Annotated in this window: 19 protein-coding genes; 11 read left to right on the top strand and 8 right to left on the bottom strand. The window is 64.4% G+C overall.

Annotation, left to right across the window (positions count from 1 at the left end; translation table 11 throughout):
- Window positions 1-218 precede the first annotated feature (218 nt).
- Window positions 219-2,897, top strand: a complete 2,679-nt coding sequence (mutS, locus tag SR858_RS05610; RefSeq protein ID WP_019922710.1) for a DNA mismatch repair protein MutS — start codon at window positions 219-221, stop codon at window positions 2,895-2,897.
- Window positions 2,894-3,922, top strand: a complete 1,029-nt coding sequence (locus SR858_RS05605) for a hypothetical protein (protein ID WP_019922711.1) — start codon at window positions 2,894-2,896, stop codon at window positions 3,920-3,922. Before mutS ends, SR858_RS05605 begins: the two co-directional genes overlap by 4 nt.
- Before the next feature lie 126 nt (window positions 3,923-4,048).
- Here the strand turns inward: SR858_RS05605 and SR858_RS05600 are convergent, their stop codons facing one another.
- Window positions 4,049-4,591: an FKBP-type peptidyl-prolyl cis-trans isomerase gene (locus tag SR858_RS05600; protein ID WP_019922712.1), complete on the bottom strand. Its 543-nt coding sequence runs from the start codon at window positions 4,589-4,591 to the stop codon at window positions 4,049-4,051.
- Between the two features lie 168 nt (window positions 4,592-4,759).
- On the opposite strand from SR858_RS05600, the gene SR858_RS05595 reads away from it, so the two are divergent.
- The 9 genes from SR858_RS05595 (at window position 4,760) to SR858_RS05555 (ending at window position 13,021) form a co-directional block, all read left to right on the top strand.
- Window positions 4,760-5,695 (top strand): AraC family transcriptional regulator, encoded by a 936-nt coding sequence (locus tag SR858_RS05595; protein ID WP_026637438.1) that lies wholly within the window; start codon window positions 4,760-4,762, stop codon window positions 5,693-5,695.
- Window positions 5,696-5,770: 75 nt separating this feature from the next.
- The gene (locus tag SR858_RS05590) at window positions 5,771-6,325 is read left to right on the top strand and encodes a carboxymuconolactone decarboxylase family protein (protein WP_019922714.1); all 555 of its coding nucleotides are present in this window, start codon (window positions 5,771-5,773) and stop codon (window positions 6,323-6,325) included.
- Between the two features lie 2 nt (window positions 6,326-6,327).
- Complete coding sequence (locus SR858_RS05585) at window positions 6,328-7,395, top strand: acyl-CoA dehydrogenase family protein (protein WP_019922715.1); 1,068 nt, start codon at window positions 6,328-6,330, stop codon at window positions 7,393-7,395.
- Complete coding sequence (locus SR858_RS05580; protein ID WP_019922716.1) at window positions 7,392-8,186, top strand: ABC transporter ATP-binding protein; 795 nt, start codon at window positions 7,392-7,394, stop codon at window positions 8,184-8,186. The genes SR858_RS05585 and SR858_RS05580 overlap by 4 nt, the downstream gene beginning before the upstream one ends.
- A 28-nt stretch (window positions 8,187-8,214) precedes the next feature.
- Window positions 8,215-9,453 carry an ABC transporter substrate-binding protein gene (locus SR858_RS05575; protein ID WP_019922717.1) on the top strand — a complete coding sequence of 413 codons (1,239 nt, stop codon included), beginning with the start codon at window positions 8,215-8,217 and terminating at the stop codon, window positions 9,451-9,453.
- 2 nt (window positions 9,454-9,455) lie between these two features.
- On the top strand, window positions 9,456-10,223 hold the full coding sequence (locus SR858_RS05570; RefSeq protein WP_051120341.1) for an ABC transporter permease: 768 nt from the start codon (window positions 9,456-9,458) through the stop codon (window positions 10,221-10,223).
- Window positions 10,224-10,276: 53 nt separating this feature from the next.
- On the top strand, window positions 10,277-11,398 hold the full coding sequence (locus tag SR858_RS05565) for a cupin domain-containing protein (RefSeq protein WP_019922719.1): 1,122 nt from the start codon (window positions 10,277-10,279) through the stop codon (window positions 11,396-11,398).
- On the top strand, window positions 11,398-12,381 hold the full coding sequence (locus SR858_RS05560; protein WP_019922720.1) for a proline dehydrogenase family protein: 984 nt from the start codon (window positions 11,398-11,400) through the stop codon (window positions 12,379-12,381). Before SR858_RS05565 ends, SR858_RS05560 begins: the two co-directional genes overlap by 1 nt.
- 382 nt (window positions 12,382-12,763) lie before the next feature.
- Window positions 12,764-13,021, top strand: a complete 258-nt coding sequence (locus SR858_RS05555; RefSeq protein WP_084670018.1) for a hypothetical protein — start codon at window positions 12,764-12,766, stop codon at window positions 13,019-13,021.
- 146 nt (window positions 13,022-13,167) lie between these two features.
- Here SR858_RS05555 and bamC read toward each other — a convergent pair whose 3' ends face one another.
- From bamC to SR858_RS05520, 7 genes are all read right to left on the bottom strand, one after another.
- Entirely contained in the window at window positions 13,168-14,298 is a 1,131-nt protein-coding gene (gene bamC / locus SR858_RS05550; RefSeq protein WP_019922722.1) for an outer membrane protein assembly factor BamC, read from the bottom strand.
- A 127-nt stretch (window positions 14,299-14,425) separates the two neighbouring features.
- Entirely contained in the window at window positions 14,426-15,301 is an 876-nt protein-coding gene (gene dapA, locus SR858_RS05545; protein WP_019922723.1) for a 4-hydroxy-tetrahydrodipicolinate synthase, read from the bottom strand.
- A 118-nt stretch (window positions 15,302-15,419) separates the two neighbouring features.
- Entirely contained in the window at window positions 15,420-15,968 is a 549-nt protein-coding gene (locus SR858_RS05540) for a class I SAM-dependent methyltransferase (RefSeq protein WP_019922724.1), read from the bottom strand.
- Window positions 15,969-16,001: 33 nt separating this feature from the next.
- Window positions 16,002-16,679, bottom strand: a complete 678-nt coding sequence (locus tag SR858_RS05535) for a site-2 protease family protein (protein ID WP_019922725.1) — start codon at window positions 16,677-16,679, stop codon at window positions 16,002-16,004.
- Between the two features lie 49 nt (window positions 16,680-16,728).
- Window positions 16,729-17,352, bottom strand: a complete 624-nt coding sequence (locus SR858_RS05530; protein ID WP_019922726.1) for an L-threonylcarbamoyladenylate synthase — start codon at window positions 17,350-17,352, stop codon at window positions 16,729-16,731.
- Window positions 17,353-17,375: 23 nt separating this feature from the next.
- A complete protein-coding gene (gene htpX, locus SR858_RS05525; RefSeq protein WP_019922727.1) occupies window positions 17,376-18,254 on the bottom strand; it encodes a protease HtpX in 879 nt (292 codons plus the stop codon).
- A gap of 100 nt (window positions 18,255-18,354) precedes the next feature.
- On the bottom strand, window positions 18,355-19,188 hold the full coding sequence (locus SR858_RS05520; RefSeq protein WP_026637440.1) for a 3',5'-nucleoside bisphosphate phosphatase: 834 nt from the start codon (window positions 19,186-19,188) through the stop codon (window positions 18,355-18,357).
- Between the last annotated feature and the right edge of the window lie 35 nt (window positions 19,189-19,223).

Here is a 19,223-nt window from a genome sequence, read left to right as displayed (position 1 = left end):
AAAGCCCGCATAGCTGCGGGCTTTTTCTTTTTAAACGATGTACCGCACGCGCCAGCCGGGAACCGCCATTTGGGAGGTATCCGGCCAGACGCTCATCGTTTAAGTGCGGCAACTTGGGAGCACCCGCAGAACGCGGTAGAATGCCAAGTCATACGCGAGAGACACTCCCCTTCGCAAAACCAGCACATCCGCCCCACCGTACCACCGAAAACGAAACAATGACCACCGTCCCCACCGAAATCAACGCTGCCGCCGCCAAGAAAAGTCCTGCCGAGAAAATCACGCCGATGATGGCCCAATACATGGGCATCAAGGAACAGCATCCCGACATGCTGGTGTTCTATCGCATGGGCGATTTCTACGAGCTGTTCCACGAGGATGCGGAAAAGGCGGCGCGCATCTTGGGCATTACGCTGACGGCGCGCGGCTCGTCGGGTGGACAACCGATCAAGATGTGCGGCGTGCCGTTCCATTCGCTCGAAGGCTACCTGGCCAAGCTGGTCAAGATAGGCGAGTCGTGCGCGATCTGCGAGCAGATCGGCGATCCGGCCACCAGCAAGGGACCGGTCGAGCGCAAGGTGATGCGCGTGGTCACGCCGGGCACCTTGACCGACGCCGACCTGCTGCCGGAAAAGGCCGAGCGGCCGTTGCTGGCGATGTGCATCATCACCCAGCGCAAGGTAGCCACGGCCGGCCTGGCGTGGCTGTCGCTGGCCAGCGGCGCACTGCGGCTGATGGAGTTCTCGGGCGATGTCGCTACCGTCAACACGCGCATGCTGCAAGAGCTCGAGCGCATCGCGCCGGCCGAGGTGCTGCGCGGCGATAACGCCGACCTGTTCGAGGAGGCGCTGACGTGTCACGTCAATCGCGTGCCGGACTGGCATTTCGACGTGGTGAGCGGCCACAAGTCGCTGCTCGACCAATTGAGCGTAGCCACCCTCACCGGTTTCGGCGCCGACAATCTTGGCGCGGCCTTCGGCGCCGCCGGCGCGCTGTTGCGCTACGCGCAATCGACGCAAGGCCGCGGTCTGCAGCACGTGCGCACGCTCACTACCGAGACCGAAAATGAATTCATCGGGCTGGACGCCGCCACTCGCCGCAACCTGGAGCTGACCGAGACCATCCGCGGCCAGGAATCCCCTACCCTGTTCTCGCTGCTCGATCACTGCCGCACGTCGATGGGCTCGCGCCTGCTGCGCCACTGGCTGCACCACGCGCGCCGCGACCAGGGCATCGCCCGTTCGCGCCATGCCGCAATCGCCGCGCTGGGCCAGTCCGATGTGACGGGTGCGCTGTCGCACACGCTGGCGCAGGTGCCCGACATCGAACGCATCACCACGCGCATCGCGCTGCTGTCCGCGCGTCCGCGCGACCTGGCCAGCCTGCGCGACGGCCTCAAACAATTACCTGCGCTGCGCCATGCGATGCAGCGCGCCTTGACCGACGGCGGCCTGCTGGCCGCGATCCACCGCGACACCGCCACGCCCGAAGCCTGCCTCGACCTGCTGCACCGCGCCGTGGCGCTGGAACCGGCGGCCATGGTGCGCGACGGCGGCGTATTCGCGCGCGGCTTCGACGCCGAACTCGATGAACTGCGCGCGCTGTCGGAAAACGCCGGCCAGTTCCTGGTGGACCTGGAGACGCGCGAGCGCGCCCGCACCGGCATCGCCAACCTGCGCGTGGAGTACAACAAGGTCCACGGCTTCTATATCGAAGTGACCAACGGCCAGGCCACCAAGGTGCCCGACGATTACCGCCGCCGCCAGACCCTGAAAAACTGCGAACGCTACATCACGCCGGAACTCAAGGCCTTCGAAGACAAGGCGCTGTCCGCGCAAGACCGCGCGCTGGCGCGCGAGAAGATGCTGTACGACGTGCTGCTGGGCGACCTGGCGCCTTTCATCGGCGAGCTGCAAACAATTGCCAGGGCGCTGGCGCAGCTGGACGTACTGGTGTCGCTCACCGATCACGCCTTGCGCCATAACTGGTGCGCGCCGCAGCTGGTGGACACCAGCTGCGTGAACATCGTCGAAGGCCGCCACCCGGTGGTGGAAAACCAGATCGAACGCTTCATCGCCAACGATTGCCGCTTCGTGGATGAGCGCCGCCTGCTGTTGATCACGGGTCCGAACATGGGTGGTAAATCGACCTTCATGCGCCAGGTGGCGCTGATCGTGCTGCTGGCCTACGTGGGCAGCTATGTACCGGCAGCCAGCGCGGCCATCGGCCCGATCGACCGCATCTTCACCCGCATCGGCGCCACCGACGACCTGGCCGGCGGCCGGTCCACCTTCATGGTCGAGATGACCGAAGCGGCGGCGATCCTCAACGGCGCCACCGCCAATTCGCTGGTGCTGATGGATGAAATCGGCCGTGGTACGTCCACCTTCGACGGCCTGGCGCTGGCGTGGGCCATCGCCCGCCACCTGATCGACACCAGCCGCAGCTTCACGCTGTTCGCCACCCACTATTTCGAGCTGACGCAGCTGCCCGACAACCACCCTACCGCCGCCAACGTCCACCTGTCGGCCGTGGAGCACAAGGACAGCATCGTGTTCCTGCACGCGGTGCAGGACGGCCCGGCCTCGCAAAGCTATGGCTTGCAGGTCGCGCAGCTGGCCGGCGTGCCACAGCCCGTGATCAAGGCCGCGCGCAAGCACCTGGCGCGCCTGGAAGCCCAGGCGCTCGACGCCACGCCGCAACTGGACCTGTTTGCCGCCCCCACCATCGACGCCAACGACGATGCGGTGGAAGCGCCTGCCGCTGGTGCGGAATCGCCGGCGCTGCGCGAGCTGCTCGATGCGCTCGACGATCTCGATCCCGATGCGCTGACCCCGCGCGAAGCGCTCGATCAGTTGTACCAGCTCAAGCGCCTGACGGAGACGGCGCAGGCATGACGCACGCCGCGCGCGCAGCGGTGCGAATGGTGGCCCGGGTCCGTCTTGCGCGCACCGGACTGGCGCTGTCGTTCGCTGCCTGCGCCTTGTGGCTGGCGCCCGTCCATGCCGAAAGCAAGGCCGAGTCGAAGATCGAATCAAAGGCCGGATCCAGGGCAGGCGGCTTCCAGTTCGGCGTGATCGGCCACTCGTTCAAGACCGGCGCCGACGAAACGGTGCTCAAGCGGGCGATTGCCGGCGCCACGCAAGGCAATCCGGCGTTCGTGGTGGCCACCGGTGTCAAAGCTGGTTCAGAGCCTTGCAGCGACAAGCTGTATGCCGGGCGCCACGCCCTGCTAAATGCCTCGAGCGTGCCGATGGTGGTGTCGCTGGCCGGCAGCGACTGGAGCGGGTGCCTCAATTCCGCCGGCCGCTCGAACGCCATCGACCGCCTCAACCGCCTGCGCGAACTGTTCTACCGCGACAGCGAAACGCTGGGCGCCAAGCGGCTGCCCGTCACGCGGCTGTCGAGCAGCGCCAAGTTCCGCAGCTACGCGGAAAACGCCCACTGGCAGGTGGGCAAGGTGCTGTTCGCCACCATCAACCTCCCCGCCAATAACAACCACTACCGCGCCGAAGCGGGACGCAACAGCGAATACGAAGACCGGCTGGTAGCCAACCGCGCCTGGCTGCACCGGCTGTTCAACCTGGCCGTGCGGCAGCAAATGGAAGGATTGGTGCTGTTTTCGGATGGCGACGTGGGACTGGAAGCAGAACCGGGCTTTTCGCTGCTGGCACGCTTCGAGTCGAAACGCGATGGCTTTGCCGAGCCGCGCAAGCAGATCAAGACGCTGGCTTCAAAGTTCAAGGGGAAGGTGCTGCTGGTCGATACCCAGGTGGTGCAGGCGGCAGAGAAGGAGCCGTCGATCCACTGGCAGGACAACGTGGGACATCTGAACCTGGCCGCCGACTGGACCGAGGTACGCGTGGCGCCCGCAAGCGCCACGCTGTTCATGATCAAGGGCGCCGCAGAAGCGACACCCTAATCATTCGGGTGCTCGGAAAACCGTAGCGAGCGGCCCGATATCGTCTCGAGTAGCGCAAGCGTACCGAGGTACGCTGAGCAACGCAGAGGCGATAGCGGGACGCGCAGTAGGTTTAACCAGTGCCCGTTAGTGAATCGGGTGGATCGCAACGTGATCGCCTTCTTCGCCTTCATCATCGTCATGACCGTGGTGATGGCCATGGGCGCCGTGCACGTGGCCGTGGGCGATTTCTTCTTCGGTCGCTTCGCGCACTTCCGCCACTTCCAGCGAGAAGCGCAGGGCCATGCCGGCCAGCGGGTGGTTGCCGTCCAGGACGACCTTGTCGTCGGCGATGTCGGTGACGGTGAAGATCAGTGCTTCGTCGTCGCTGTCGCTATCGGGCGTGCCTTCGAATTGCATGCCGACTTCCAGTGGCTCCGGCAGGCGATTGCGTGGCTCGACCTTGACCAGGGCGGCGTCGTACTCGCCGAACGCGTCTTCCGGTTCGATCTGGATGATGGAGGAGTAGCCGACTTCCTTGCCGTCGAGTTCTTCCTCGATTTTAGGCAGCGTGTTCTCGTAACCGCCGTGCAGGTAAACCATCGGCTGGCGGCCGTCTTCGATCAGATTGTCCTGGGCATCGGACAGTTTGTAATTCACAGTCACGACCGTGTTCTTGGCAATCTTCATTTGGAATTCCTTTCAGTTATTAGCCCCCAAATTATACCCTGTCTCGCCAGCCGCCCGGGCTACGCCATCGGGAGGCGACAACCGTTGGACGTGGACAATGCGCGCGCCGCATAACCATATAACGAATCATTCCAACCCCGGCGCGCCGCACGCCCTACAATGGCGGGCATGACCCCCGCCTCCTCCGTTGCCTTCTCCGATAAGCTGGCCCAGTGGCTGTTGAACAGCATCGAACTCGATGCCGCCGCCCTGCACGTGGGCCGGTATTGCGGTCCGTGGCGCGCGTCCACTGCCGGCCGTGCACTGGCCAGCTTCCACCTGGTGCTGGCGGGCGACTGCTACCTGCACATTGCCGGCGAGGCGCCCATCCACCTGCGCGCGCGCGACGGCGTGTTTCTCACGCGCGATGTATCGCACTTCCTCAGTCCATCGCCAGATCCTGCCGCCCCGCTCGCGCGCCAGCCGATGCAAACGCTGTCGGTGCCGGCCGCACCGACAGACACCGCCAATGCCGGCCTCGCGTGCGGCTTTTTCAGTTTCAGCGGCGCGCTCGGACCGCTGGTGATCGGTTCGTTCCCCGATGTCCTGGTGTGCCGCAGCGACGAGCCGTCGCTGGCGCATACGGCTGCGCTGTTCGACCTGATCCTGGCCGAAGCGGGCGATCCGGAACGCCCTTCCCCGCTGATCGCGCGCCTGGTGGAACTGCTGTTCTTTTACCTGATCCGCCACGCCGCACGCCAGGAAACGCTGGGGGCCGGCATCCTGGCCCTGGCCCAGCGTGGCGAATTCATGGCCCTGCTCGACCGCATGCTGGCCAGCCCCGGCGACGACTGGAGCATCGCGCGCATGGCGCAGGCAGCAAACATGTCGCGCGCGGCTTTTTGCAAGCACTTCACCGAGGCTGGCGGCATCCCGCCAGCGCAATTCCTGCTGCGCCTGCGCATGCGGCTGGCCAGCCAGCGCCTCGGCGCCGGCGACTCGGTCGAGCAGGCGGCCGGCCACGTGGGCTACCAGTCGTATGCGGCGTTCACGCGCGCCTTCAAGCGCGTGGTGGGCGAGCAGCCGGGCGCTTACCGCCGGCACGGTCGAGACGTTCGAGCATAAAAACCAGCCGTTTGGATATGGTGCGCGCGCGCGTACCGGCTGATAATATGGCTTCATCCTCACGGAAAGGTCATCATGTCCCGTCTTATCCTGCACACCCTCGACAGCGCGCCAGCCGACAGCCGCCCCTTCGTTGAAAAAGCCATCGCCAACAATGGCTACCTGCCCAACCTGATCGGCGTTCTGGCCAATGCGCCGCAGGCGCTGGAAACCTACCTGACTGTTTCGGGCATCAACGCCCGCACCAGCCTCACGCTCGACGAGCGCGAAGTCGTGCAACTGACGGCCGCCAACATCCACGGCTGCGACTTCTGCACCGCCGGCCACTCGGCCATCGCCCTCAAGAAAGCCAACCTGGCGCCGGAAGTGGTGCGCGCCCTGCAAACCAATGTCCCGACCGGCGTGGCCAAACTCGACGCCGTGCAGCGCTTCGCCACCGCAGTCATCGCCCGCCGTGGCGCCGTGGACGACGCCGATCTGCAAGCCTTCATCGACGCCGGCTACAACCAGCAGCAGGCGCTGGAAGTGGTGCTGGGCGTGAGCCTGGCCACGCTGTGCAACTTCGCCAACAGCCTGGCCGGCACGCCGGTCAATCCGCAGCTGCAACCCTATCTGCCCGGCGCGGTTTAAGCATGGCAGCGCTCCACGACTGGCTGGCGCGTTACGCGGACACGCTCGACCAATCCGAATCGCTGGCCGATGAAGTGATGCCGGCGCTGGCCGCGCATGGCTGCTTCAGGGCCGGCGTGCCGGTGGCAATGAACGGCGCCGGCGGCGACGTGCGCGACGCCATCCTCGGCATCGCCGACATCGCCCGCCATTCGCTGACGGCGGCCTTTGTATATTGGGGCCAGCGCAGCTTCATCGAATACCTGCTGCAAAGCCCCAATGCGGCGCTGCGCGAGCGGCTGCTGCCCGACCTGCTCGATGGCACGCTGGCCGGCGCCACCGGCCTGTCGAACGCGATGAAATTCCTGTCCGGGATGGAGCCGCTGCAAATCAACGCCGTGCCCGACGGCGACGGCTGGAACCTCGACGGCAAGCTGGCCTGGATCACCAACCTGCGCCCGCAGCGCTTCGTCGCCGCGGCGGCCGTCGCCCCGGTCACCGCTGCGCCGCCGGCAATCGTCATGTTCGAGAGCAGCGCGGCCGGCGTGCACCGCAGCGACAACCTGCAACTGATCGCCCTGCGCGGCAGCCACACTGCCGCCGTGCGCATCGAACAGGTGGCGGTGCCGCCTGCGAACATCATCAGCGCCGACGCACCCAGCTGGCTGCCACGCGTGCGGCCTGCTTTTCTGGGCATGCAGTGCGGGATGTCGATCGGGCTGGCGCAGGCCAGCCTGGACGCAGCAGCCAAGGCTGCAGGCGCCGCCACCGGGCGCGGCCAGCTGGCCGACGACATCGGCGCCGCGCGCGAGGCGCTGGCGCAGCACACGGCGCAACTGCTTGACGGCGTGGCCAGCGGCCGCTTCGTGGCCGAGGCGCCAGCCATGTTCAAGCTGCGCATCGGCATCGCCGGCATCGTGCGCGACGCCGTCACGCTGGAGCTGCACGCCAAGGGCGGCCATGCCTACCTGGAAGCGCAGCAGGACGGCTTTGCCCGGCGCCTGCGCGAATCGGCCTTTATCCCCGTGATCACGCCGAGCATTACGCAGTTGCAGGCGGCGCTGGCCAAGCACGCGGGCGGCAATCGATGAGCATCCTCAACGCCAGGGTGGACGTGGCCGATGGCTGGGCCTTGCAAGGTCAGGGCCTGGGCTTTGCCTATGCCGGCGCCGCGCCCACGTTCGAGCACATCGACATTGGCGTGCGCACGCGCGAAATCGTCGCCCTGCTGGGCGGCAGCGGCTGCGGCAAATCGACGCTGCTGCGGGTGCTGGCCGGCTTGCAGGCGCCGTCCAGCGGCACCCTGACCTTCCTCGATGCACCATTGACCGCACCGAGCCCGCGCAGTGCGCTGGTGTTCCAGCAAGCGAGCCTGCTGCCGTGGCTGAACGTCACCGCCAACGTGGGCTTCGGCCTCGATTTTTCGCGACAGCCAAAGATCGCGCGCGCCGAACATGACCAGCGCGTGCAGGCCGCCATCGAAGCCGTGGGCCTGGCCGGCAGCGAGCGCCGGTATCCCGCCGCGCTGTCGGGCGGCATGGCGCAGCGCGTGGCGCTGGCCCGCGCACTGGCGCGCCAGCCGGCGCTGCTGTTTGCCGACGAACCGTTTTCCGCGCTCGACGCGATTACCCGCGCCGAGATGCAGACGCTGCTGGTCGACGTGGTGCACCGCTGGCACAGCGCCGTGCTGCTGGTCACGCACGATATCGACGAAGCGATCCTGGTGGCCGACCGCATCGTCCTGATGGGCGGCCAGCCGGGGCGCATCATGCACGAATGGCAGGTCGATCTGCCGCGTCCGCGGCTGGCCGATACGCAGGCGATCAGCGCGCTGCGGCTCGAGATCCTGGCGGCGCTGCACGGCGTGCGCGCCGCCGCATAATACATTCAACCCTTTTCGAAAGTCTTCCATGACCGATACCAGCAACCCGCTCCACCTCTGCGCTTCGTCCGATTGCGACTGCGGCATGACCCGCCGCGACTTCCTGCGCATGTCGGCGCTCAGTACCGCCGCCGGCGCCGCGCCGCTGCTGTTTGCCGGCGACGCCATGGCCCGCCAGGCGCCCAAGGGCGACGACCAGCCGGTCAAGATCGGCTACCTGCCGATTACCGACGCCACGCCGCTGCTGGTCGCCCATGGCCGCAAGCTGTTCGAGGCGGAAGGCTTGCAGGCCGAGGCGCCGCGCCTGTTCCGCAGTTGGGCACAGATCGTCGAAGCGTTCGTGTCGGGCCAGGTCAACGTGATCCACCTGCTGTCGCCGGCCACCATGTCGGTGCGCTACGGCGCCAGGTTCCCGGCCAAGGTGGTGGCGTGGAACCACGTGAACGGCTCCGCCCTCACGGTGGCCAAGGAGATCAACCAGGTCACTGATCTCGGTGGCAAAACGGTGGCGATTCCGTTCTGGTACTCGATCCACAACATCCTGCTGCAGCAAATCCTCGCCAAGTCCGGGCTGTCGGTGGTGACCAAGGGCCGTGAAGGCACCATTGGCGCGCGAGAAGTCAATTTGGTGGTGTTGCCGCCGGCAGAGATGGTGTCCGCGCTGGCCAGCAAATCGATCGCCGGCTTCATCGTGGCCGAGCCGTTCAACGCGCTGGCCGAGACCAACGGCGTGGGCAAGATCCTGCGTTTCTCGGGCGACGTCTGGAAGAACCATGCGTGCTGCGTGACGTTCCTGTCCGAGCGCGACATCAACACCCGTCCGGAGTGGGCGCAGCGCGTGACCAATGCCATCGTCAAGGCCCAGCTGTGGACCCGCACCAACCAGCTCGATACCGCGCGCCTGCTGTCGAACACCGACTCGCACCGCTACACGCCGCACGCGCTGCAAGTGCTGTCCAAGGTGCTCACCGTGACCGATTACGCCGACTACGAAAAACGCGGCATCATCGTCCACAAGAACTGGAACCAGCGCCGCATCGACTTCCAGCCGTACCCGTTCGCGTCGTACACCGAGCAGATGGTGCGCGCATTGAAAACCACGCGCCTCGAAGGCGACACCGGCTTCCTCGACAAGCTCGATCCCGCCTTTGTCGCGCGCGACCTGGTGGATGACCGCTTCGTGCGCAAGGCTATTACCGCCGTCGGCGGCCCGGGCGCGTTCGGCCTGCCGGCCAACCTGCTGCGCACCGAAACGCTGGCGGTCTGAGGATGGCAAAACCGTTGAACCGTCCCGCGCGCGCGGCCCTGGCGCTGGCCGGTTTCGGCGCGGCGCTGGCGCTGTGGCAGCTGGGCGTGACGTCGCTGGAACAGGAGACGCCAATCGCGGCGTCGTTCGCGCCGCTCGAAGCGTTCCGCGCATTATTCCAGCTGCTGCAGGGCGACTACATCTGGCGCGACATCGGCCTCAGTTTGCGGCGCGTCGCCTACGGACTGGCGGCAGCGGTGGCCATCGGCGTGCCGCTGGGCGTGCTGGTGGGCAGTTCGCGCCGGGTGGCGGCCGCGCTGATGCCACTGTTCCAGCTGCTGCGCATGGTGTCGCCGCTGTCGTGGATGCCGCTGGCGGTGATGACGCTGGGCGTGGGTGATGCGCCCGTGTACTTCCTGCTGGCGTTTGCGGCCGTGTGGCCGATCCTGCTCAACACTGCCACCGGCGTGGCGCGGCTCGATCCCAACTGGCTGCTGCTGGCGCGCAGCCTGTCGGCCACGCCGACGGAAACCGTGCTGCGCGTGGTCCTGCCGGGCATCACGGCCGACATCCTGACCGGCGTGCGGCTGGCGATCGGCATCATCTGGATCGTGCTGGTGCCGGCCGAAATGCTGGGCGTGTCGGCGGGCCTCGGCTACTTCATCCTCGATGCGCGCGACCGCCTCGCGTACAACGAGCTGATGGCGGCGATCGTGCTGATCGGCCTGCTGGGCTTTGCGCTGGACTGGCTGGCGCGCTGGGCGCACGCGCGCTGGCTGCATACCAGGTAAGCCATCGGCCGGCCCGGGGTGAAGTTCAGGCCCCGGGCTGGTTATAATGGCGTATGCAAAAATTACCTCTCCTCGGCGATATCACGCCGGCGCAGTTCCTGCGCGACTACTGGCATAAAAAGCCCCTGCTGATCCGTGACGCCATCCCCGGCTTCAAGCCGCTGCTGACGCTGGACGCACTGGCCAAGCTTGCCTCCACCAACCATGCCGAATCGCGCCTGATCACGGCCGTCGACGGCCAGTGGGACATGCAGCACGGTCCGATCGAAACCCTGCCCGCCCGCACCGAGCGCGAATGGACCATGCTGGTCCAGGGCGTGAACCTGTTCGACGCCAAGGCCGACGCCCTGCTGCGCCAGTTCCGCTTCCTGCCCGACGCACGCCTGGACGACCTGATGGTCAGCTTTGCCACCGATGGCGGCGGCGTCGGTCCTCACTTCGATTCGTACGACGTGTTCCTGCTGCAGGCGCAAGGCCAGCGCCGCTGGCGCATCGGCCCGCAAAAAGACCTGAGCCTGATCGAGGGCCTGCCTTTGAAGATACTGGCGAATTTCACGCCCGACGAAGAATTCGTGCTTGAACCGGGCGACATGCTGTACCTGCCGCCCCACTACGCCCATGACGGCGTGGCCATCGGCGACTGCCAGACCTATTCCATCGGCTTCCGTTCGCCGTCGTACCAGGAGCTGGGCGAAGGCTTCCTGCAATTCATGGCCGACTCGATCGACCTGCCGGGCCGCTACGGCGATCCGGAACTGCAAGCGACCAACAAGCCGGCCGAGATTCCACGCGATATGTTGGAGACCATCATCGAAGAGATGAACAAGGTGCGCTTCACCGAGGACGACATCACCATTTTCCTCGGCGAGTACATGTCGGAGCCGAAGCACAATGTGTTCTTCACCGGTCCGGCGAAACCGCTCACGTTCGGCAAGTTCGGCGACGCGGTGGCGAAAAAAGGCCTGGTCCTGTCGCGCAAGACGCAGATGCTGTATCGCGGCAAAAACGTCTTCATCAACGGCGAATCGTTTGGCGTGGGCCGCGCCGACAAAACCACCCTGGAGCTGCTGGCCAACCAGCGCGCCCTGACCGGTGAACAGTTCGCCGGCGCGTCCGACGACGTGCTCGAAGCGCTGTACACGTGGTACCAGGACGGCTGGGTGGAGCTCGGTTGATGTCGGCGCCACCAGCGTTCCCCGCCCAATGGCAGCCGTTGGTGGACCAGGCCGCCAGCGCGCTGCGGGCGCTGGCCCTCGACGAGCACGCCAAGGAAAAATTCTGCAATGACCCGCTGTTGCAGCCATTGATGCACAAGGTGTCGCAGCGCTACGTGGCGGGCCAGACCGTGGCCCAGGCGCTGGCGCGGGTGGAGTCCATCATCGCCCGCGGCCATGCGGCCTCGGCCGAGTACATGGGCGAGAGCGTGCGCGACGAGGCGTTCGCCATGGCCGAAACCGAGGTCTTCATGGACCTGGTTGCCGGCATCGGCCAGAACAACCTCAACTGCTCGATCTCGCTCGACCTCTCGCACGTGGGCTCGCTGGTGGACGTGGAACTCGGCTACCGCAACCTGCGCCGCATTGCGCTGGCCGCCGCCGAGATCAACCGCGAGGTGATGATCTCGATGGAAGGCGTGGACCGCGCCGACGACATCTATGCCGTGTACACGCGCCTGCACCAGCAAGACGGCTTGCACAACGTCGGCATCACGGTGCCGGCACGGCGCCACCGCACGGCTGCCGACCTGCCCGCGATGATGAAGCTGCCGGGCCGCATCCGGCTGGTCAAGGGCGCCTACCTGGACCCCGACGAGCAGTCCTGGCAGCGTAACAGCGCGGAGCTGGCAGCCGTGTACCGGGGCTTTGCGCGCGAGTTGCTGGCTAGCGGCCACAAGTGCTCTATCGCCACCCATGACCGCACCATTCAAGCCGAACTGGTGGCGCTGATCCAGCAGGAACGCATCGATCCGCGCTGGTACGAATTCGAATCGCTGATCGGCCTCGGCACCGAGCAAATCGACGGTTTGAACGCACGCGGCTACCCCACCCGCGAATACGCGGTATTCGGCGCCGAGCACTTTTTATATGTGCTCAACCGCATTGCCGAAGAGCCGATCTGGGTGTACCAGGCGGTCGTCGATGTGATGCAACCTGGCTAACAAGACCTGCCTATGTGTGTTGGCTACGAATTATTACAATTTGTCCTGGTATAACGAGCAAATTGATAAGGAACCGGGCCCGATTTTGGTCCGGTTCCGGGTAAAATGCGCATGTTCGAGCGAAAGCTGGTAACGTCACGATCCGGGCGTTTTGTGGATCGAAAACGAAATGTTGCGATATCGCAAAATAGTTCCCTGATAGGGATGTTGTCCTATTGCGACGCACTAAAAATCGCTATAATATTCGGTTAGGAAGTTTCCGTTGTCTGGCAGGCACCATTTCAGGTACGAAAAGCCTTCGAAGACGACCTAATGAGCGATAATTACCGGTAATTATTCATCGCAACACTGTGTTTAAATTTGAATTAACTAAGGAAAACAAATGAAAAAATCCCTGCTGATCGCTTCCCTGCTGGCCGTAGCTGCTCTGACCGCTTGCTCGAAAAAAGAAGAAGCTCCTGTTGCTCCAGCTCCAGTAGCTGCTCCAGAAGCCGCTCCAGTTGTGACCCCAGCTCCAGCTGACGCTGCTGCCGCTCCAGCTGCTGCTGACGCTGCTGCTGCCGCTTCGCAAGCTGCTTCGGCCGCTGCTGACGCAGCTGCTGCTGCTTCGACCGCCGCTTCGGCTGCTGCTTCGAAGTAATTCGACAGCATTCTAAAAACCGGCCTGCGGGCCGGTTTTTTTTCGCCTGCATTTTAATAGCGGCGCGATTATATAAGACGTAAAAAAACCGGCGCCAGGCCGGTTTCTTTTTGCAGCGCAACATCGCGCTGCATGCTTGATAACGATTATTTGAGCTGGTCGTACAGCACGCCCATGATCTTGTCGCCGACCGGGGTCGCCACCGGCGCGCCGGCATTGGTGAGCACGGTAACGGCGCTGGTATTGGCTTCGCCGGCCTTGACCTGGATGCGGTAGCGCTGGGCTTCCTTGTCCGCTTCCGACGACGAGCCCCAGCTGAACAGCTTGCTGAAGAAACCCTTGCTCTCGACCGTATCGTCGATATAGCGCACGAAATAGGTGCCGGTGGTGCGGTCGCGGTCTTCCACGGTGAAGCCGGCACGGTCCAGCGCCAGGCCCACGCGGCGCCAGGCACGGTCGAAGCCTTCATCAACCTGCACGTAGCGGTCGGCGCCGGTGCCGACCAGCGATGCGTGCTGTGGCTGTACCACGGCCGAATCGACGGCGTTCTTGACGCCAGGCGCATCCTTCTTCTCGTCGGCATTGCCCAGGCGGGTCATCAGCTTGGCCAGGAATTCCGCTTCCAGGCCCGGATCGTTCGGACGTGAGGTCCAGATCGCGGTTTCCTTTTGCGCGCCTTGCAGCACTTCCTGCACGCCACGGTGGCTGATGTAGATTTCGCTGGCGCCGTCGGCGCGGCGTTCGATGCGGGTACGGAATTTGTCGCGCTCGCCGGTCGAATAGACCGAATCGAAGACCTTGCCGATGGTGTTACGAATAAAATCTTGCGGAATCTTGGCGCGGTTTTCGGTCCAGTCGGTTTCCATGATGCCGGCCGCCGGAACTTCCTGCGACAGCTTGAAGCCTGCATCTTCCCAGAACTGGGTCAGTTGCGGCCACAGTTGCTCGGGCGTCTGCTTGATCACCAGCCAGCGCTGATTACCATCGCGTTCGACCTTGATATCGTTGATCGAGGTGGGCACCACGGTGCCAACCGCCGGCTGACCAGGCACCACGGCAGTGCCATCGGCCACCGCAGCGGCCGAGCGCGCGGCGTTGTAGCCAGAAGCGGTGGCCACGCCGTTGGTGGAATCGGGCTGGGCGTAGCGGCTGTCTTTTTGCAGTTGCGTCAGATCCGGCGGCACGTCGAGCGGTACGGCCTTCTTGGCGCCCTTGTAATCGACCTTGTCGTTGCCGATGACCGAATTGATCATGCCGCAACCGGTGAGGCTGGCCATCAAGGCACCCGTCACCAGGGCACGCTGCGAAGTAATAAAAGCTGTCTTGCGAATAGTCATGTATTTATATGCAGCAAAAGTTAATCCCAGCGATTCGGGACGGGATGCTTTTTTTGAACCAGGGTAATTACAGGACGCCGGCCTCAACCAGGGCCGCGCGGACAGCGGCGTGGCAATCGTCGGCCAGCGGCACCAGCGGCAGGCGGATACCGGCTGGCATCTTGCCCATCTCGGCCAGGGCCCACTTGACCGGCACCGGATTCGGTTCGATGAACAGCTTCTGGTGCAGCGGGAACATCAGGTTGTTCAGTGGCACGGCCTTGGCAACGTCGCCGGCAATGGCGGCGGCGCACATTTCGGCCATGGCTTTTGGCATGACGTTGGCGGTAACCGAGATATTGCCGGCGCCGCCGGCAAGCATCAGCGCCATGGCGGTGGGGTCGTCACCGGAATAGACCGCGAAGTCGCCTGGCGCCAGGCGCAGCAGGTCGAAACCGCGCGCGATATTGCCGGTGGCATCCTTGACGCCCACGATGTTGGGGATCTTGGCCAGGCGCAGGATGGTGTCGTTGCTCATGTCGGCCACGGTACGGCCCGGCACGTTGTACAGAATCACCGGCAAGTCCACCGCTTCGGCAATCGCCTTGAAGTGCTGGTACATACCCTCTTGCGTAGGACGGTTGTAGTAAGGGACCACTTGCAGGGTGGCGTCGGCGCCGGCTTCCTTGGCAAAGCGCGAGAGCTTGATCGCTTCGGCGGTGGAGTTGCCACCCGCGCCGGCGATGATCGGGATGCGGCCCTTGGCATGCGCAACCGTCGCCTTGATCAGCGCGCAGTGTTCTTCCACGCTGACGGTGGCCGATTCGCCGGTGGTGCCGGCGATGACGATGCTGTTCGTACCTTCGGCAATGTGCCAGTCGATCAGCTTGTTCAAACCCTCGAAGTCCAGACTACCGTCTGCGTGCATCGGGGTGACGATTGCTACTATGCTGCCCTTGATCATAGGAAATAACTGCATAAAGTATTAAAACAACGATTGTAGACGATGACTCGGAACTATGGTGCTTTTCACGGCGATTACAAACATAAATTCGAGTCAATCTTCAGGGTGGTTTTGACGCTCAGAGCGGCGGCAATAGCGCCGCAGACCGCGGAAACTCGGGCTTGACGGCGCAGATGCGCTGCACCATGGCCTGCTTGGGCAACTGCGTGACGCCATCCTCGAAAGCGACCACGCGCAGGCCGTGTTCGGCTGCCAGCGCCAGCAATTCGCCCGCTTGCAGCAGGAAATCGGGATTCGACGGCTTGCCGAACTGGGCATTGCCGTCGGCAAAGGTTTCGTAGATCAGCACGCCGTTCGGCGCCAGGCTGCCCAGCATGTCCGCCAGCAGCGGACGGTGCAGGTAGTTGGTGACCACGATGCCGGCAAATCGGTCCGGGCCGAACGGCCAGACCGCGCCAGCTTCTTCCAGGTCGATCGGCGTGGTGGTGATGCCGGGACCGGCGGCCTCGACCAGCGCCTCGGGATTGCCGTCCAGCGCCAGCACGGCATGGCCCAGGCTGACCATGTGGCGCGAATGGCGGCCCTTGCCGCAAGCGAGGTCCAGCACTTCGCCGCCGGGAACCAGCGGTGCGTAACGTTGTACCCAGGAAGAGATGGTATCGGTCATGGTGGTTTAAGGTAGTTACTTCAAATCAATTGCTCATGGGAGCAATAGCGCCAGCAGCGGCTGCACTGCCATGTGAAACACCCGCTGCACCGCGTACGTGCACTCGATCAGGAACTGCAATACCGGCGGGTAGTTCACCAGCGCCAGCAGAGGAATGATGATCACCAACGGGTGCCGGTCGAACCACTCGAGCTTGCGGGATATGATGTCCGGCAATATCCCCATCAAGATACCACCGCCGTCGAGCGGCGGGATCGGAATCAGGTTCACCACTATCATAACGGAATTGATGGCCACACCCGCTTCCGCCATCTTCACGAAGAAATCGTGGCCATCCATGCCCAGCGCATGCCTCAAGACCACCCACACCACCATCCACCCCACGCCCATGAGCAGGTTGGCGGCAGGACCGGCGGCGGCGACACAGGCCGAATGCAATTTGGGATCGCGCAGCTTGTCGATCTCGACCGGGACCGGCTTGGCGTAACCGAGCGGCGGCAGCGACATCATGACCATGATCAGCGGCAGCAAGATGGTGCCAAACAACGAGATGTGATTGAGCGGATTAAGGCTCAGGTGCCCCTCGTCCGCAGCCGTGGGATCGCCAAAGTGGTTGGCGGAATAGGCGTGGGCCGCCTCGTGCAGCGTTATGGCAAACAAGACGGGCAGCGCGTACGCCGACGCCGTCTGCATGAAGCTATTTATGTCCATATGGACACAATTCTACCAGAGCGGCGGACTGCGCCATTCGGCGGCGGGTTCAGATGCCGAACACGGAAGCATCGCCCCGGCCCTGGCGCACCAGCTCGGCTTCGGCGCCGGTCAGATCGATCACCGTGGTCGGCTCCATGCTGCAGGCGCCGCCATCGATCACCAGTTCCAGTTGCTTGCCAAGGCGTTCGCAAATGGCGTCGGCATCATTGAGCGCCTCGGTTTCGCCCGGCATGATCAGGGTGGTGCCCAACAGCGGCTGGCCCAGCTCGGCCAGCAAGGCGTTGATGATGGCGTCCTCCGGCACGCGCAGGCCGATGGTCTTGCGCGACGGATGGCTCAAGCGGCGCGGCACCACTTTTGTCGCTTCAAGAATAAAAGTGAATGGTCCCGGCGTTGCCGCCTTGAGCAGGCGAAACTGGCGATTATCGACGCGGGCGTACACGCCCAGCTCGCTCAAATCGCGGCACAGCAGGGTCAGGTGATGCTTCTCGTCGATGCCGCGCAGGCGGCGCAGCCGCTCGACCGCGCCCTTGTCGTCCAGGTGGCATACCAGCGCATAGCAGGAATCGGTCGGCACGGCAACGATGCCGCCGCCGTGGATGATTTGCGCGGCCTGCTTGATCAGGCGGATCTGCGGATTGTCGGGATGAATCTGGAAAAATTGGCTCATGACGTCGGCTTATTCCTTCTTGCTCAGGCGCGCAGGTTTTGCAGCGCGGCAATGCGTTGTTCGAAGGGCGGATGGGTGGAGAACAGCGCGCTCCAGCCACGGCCACTGGTAATGCCGGCCGCTGCGATCGATTGCGGCAGCGCGCCGGGCGGCACGCCGTTCAGGCGCGCCAGTGCGTGCTGCATCGGCATGGTGCTGCCCAGCAGCTTGGCCGAGCCGGCGTCGGCGCGGAACTCGCGCTGGCGCGAGAACCACGCCACGATCAGCGAAGCGGCCAGGCCAAAAATCAGTTCGCAGACGAACACGGTGGCCATGTAGCCGATGCCCACCCCCTGGCGGTCGGTGTTTTTCAGCAGCACCTTATCGACAAAGAAGCCGACGATGCGCGCCAGAAACACCACGAAGGTGTTGACCACGCCCTGGATCAGGGTCATGGTGACCATGTCGCCATTGGCGATGTGGGCTACTTCGTGACCGAGCACGGCTTCCACTTCCTGCTGGTTCATGCTCTCGAGCAGGCCGGTGGAGACGGCAACGAGCGCCGAATTTTTAAACGCGCCGGTGGCAAATGCGTTCGGTTCGCCCTGGTACACGGCCACTTCCGGCATGCCGATGCCGGCGCGCTCGGACAGCTGGCGCACGGTGTTGACCAGCCACAGCTCGGTGGAGTTGGACGGATTGTCGATCACGCGCGCGCCGGTGGACCACTTGGCCATCGGTTTGCTGATCAACAGCGAAAAGATCGCGCCGGTAAAGCCCACCACCAGCGAAAACGCCAGCAGGCTGCCCAGTTCCAGCGTATTGCCGGCGCCGGGACGGCCGATGCCCAGCAGCGACAGGACGATGGACAGCACCAGCATCACGGCGAGGTTGGTGGCGATAAAGAGGACGATGCGTTTCATAAGGTATTTCTCCGTGCGGACAAGATTGCCCAGATCATAAGGTATGACCGGGGTATCGCAAAATCAAGAGGCGAGCTGAATCGCGGCCGAAGCCGCCCTGTCAGAACCAGTCGTGCCAGACGGGGGTGACATTGCCCGGCAACGGCGGCAGCGCGGCGAAATCGACGCGCGACTCGCCCGGCGCATGAAAATCCGACCCGCGCGAGGCCAGGAAGCCATAATAATTGGCAAGCTGCGCATACTCGGGATACTGGTCCGGCGTATGGCTGCCCGTCACCACCTCGATGGCGGCGCCACCGAGCTGCTTGAACTCGTCGAACAACTGGCCCTGGGCCAGCTGGCTGAAGCGGTAGCGGCCCGGGTGGGCGATCACGGCCACGCCACCGGCAGCGCGGATCCAGCCGACGGTGTCGGCCAGTGTGCCCCAAGAATGCGGCACATAGCCGGGCCGGCCTTCCGACAAATACTTGCGGAATACTTCGGGAATGTTGGCGCAGGCGCCAATCTCGACCAGGTAGCGGGCGAAATGGGTGCGCGACATCAGGTCCGGGTTGCCGACGAATTTCAAGGCGCCTTCGTAGGCGCCGTCGATGCCGGCCAGTTCGAGCTGGCGCGAGATTTCGCGGGCCCGGTTGTCGCGTCCGGCGCGGGTGCGCGCCAGGCCGGCGGTGAGTTCCGGATGGTGCTCGTCGATGTTCAGGCCGACGATGTGCACGGTTTCCTTGGCCCAGGTGATCGAGATTTCCACGCCGGTGATGAACCGCATGCCCTGCTCTTCTGCCGCCACGCGCGCGGCGGCAATGCCGCCCACTTCGTCGTGGTCGGTCAGCGCCCAAACGTCCACGCCGGCCTGGCGCGCGTACGCAGCCACGGCCTGCGGCGTCATGACGCCGTCGGAAACGTTGGAGTGGCAGTGCAGATCGACTTTGAGCATGATGTTTTGGGCGGCGGAGAAGCCTTCATTGTACG

This window comes from Duganella zoogloeoides, assembly GCF_034479515.1.
GTDB lineage: Bacteria > Pseudomonadota > Gammaproteobacteria > Burkholderiales > Burkholderiaceae_D > Rugamonas > Rugamonas zoogloeoides.
The sequence above is the reverse complement of the archived record's forward strand: the minus strand, read 5'-3'. Positions and strand labels throughout refer to the sequence as shown.

Coding starts and splice junctions, on each gene's coding strand:
- SR858_RS05585 (WP_019922715.1), top strand. CDS start 6,328: ATGGCAGCGCTCCACGACTGGCTGGCGCGTTACGCGGACACGCTCGAC.
- SR858_RS05565 (WP_019922719.1), top strand. CDS start 10,277: ATGCAAAAATTACCTCTCCTCGGCGATATCACGCCGGCGCAGTTCCTG.
- SR858_RS05560 (WP_019922720.1), top strand. CDS start 11,398: ATGTCGGCGCCACCAGCGTTCCCCGCCCAATGGCAGCCGTTGGTGGAC.
- SR858_RS05595 (WP_026637438.1), top strand. CDS start 4,760: ATGACCCCCGCCTCCTCCGTTGCCTTCTCCGATAAGCTGGCCCAGTGG.
- SR858_RS05540 (WP_019922724.1), bottom strand. CDS start 15,968: ATGACCGATACCATCTCTTCCTGGGTACAACGTTACGCACCGCTGGTT.
- SR858_RS05530 (WP_019922726.1), bottom strand. CDS start 17,352: ATGAGCCAATTTTTCCAGATTCATCCCGACAATCCGCAGATCCGCCTG.
- SR858_RS05600 (WP_019922712.1), bottom strand. CDS start 4,591: ATGAAGATTGCCAAGAACACGGTCGTGACTGTGAATTACAAACTGTCC.
- bamC (WP_019922722.1), bottom strand. CDS start 14,298: ATGGCCAGCCTCACCGGTTGCGGCATGATCAATTCGGTCATCGGCAAC.
- dapA (WP_019922723.1), bottom strand. CDS start 15,301: ATGATCAAGGGCAGCATAGTAGCAATCGTCACCCCGATGCACGCAGAC.
- SR858_RS05580 (WP_019922716.1), top strand. CDS start 7,392: ATGAGCATCCTCAACGCCAGGGTGGACGTGGCCGATGGCTGGGCCTTG.
- SR858_RS05570 (WP_051120341.1), top strand. CDS start 9,456: ATGGCAAAACCGTTGAACCGTCCCGCGCGCGCGGCCCTGGCGCTGGCC.
- SR858_RS05555 (WP_084670018.1), top strand. CDS start 12,764: ATGAAAAAATCCCTGCTGATCGCTTCCCTGCTGGCCGTAGCTGCTCTG.
- SR858_RS05590 (WP_019922714.1), top strand. CDS start 5,771: ATGTCCCGTCTTATCCTGCACACCCTCGACAGCGCGCCAGCCGACAGC.
- SR858_RS05575 (WP_019922717.1), top strand. CDS start 8,215: ATGACCGATACCAGCAACCCGCTCCACCTCTGCGCTTCGTCCGATTGC.
- htpX (WP_019922727.1), bottom strand. CDS start 18,254: ATGAAACGCATCGTCCTCTTTATCGCCACCAACCTCGCCGTGATGCTG.
- SR858_RS05605 (WP_019922711.1), top strand. CDS start 2,894: ATGACGCACGCCGCGCGCGCAGCGGTGCGAATGGTGGCCCGGGTCCGT.
- SR858_RS05520 (WP_026637440.1), bottom strand. CDS start 19,188: ATGCTCAAAGTCGATCTGCACTGCCACTCCAACGTTTCCGACGGCGTC.
- mutS (WP_019922710.1), top strand. CDS start 219: ATGACCACCGTCCCCACCGAAATCAACGCTGCCGCCGCCAAGAAAAGT.
- SR858_RS05535 (WP_019922725.1), bottom strand. CDS start 16,679: ATGGACATAAATAGCTTCATGCAGACGGCGTCGGCGTACGCGCTGCCC.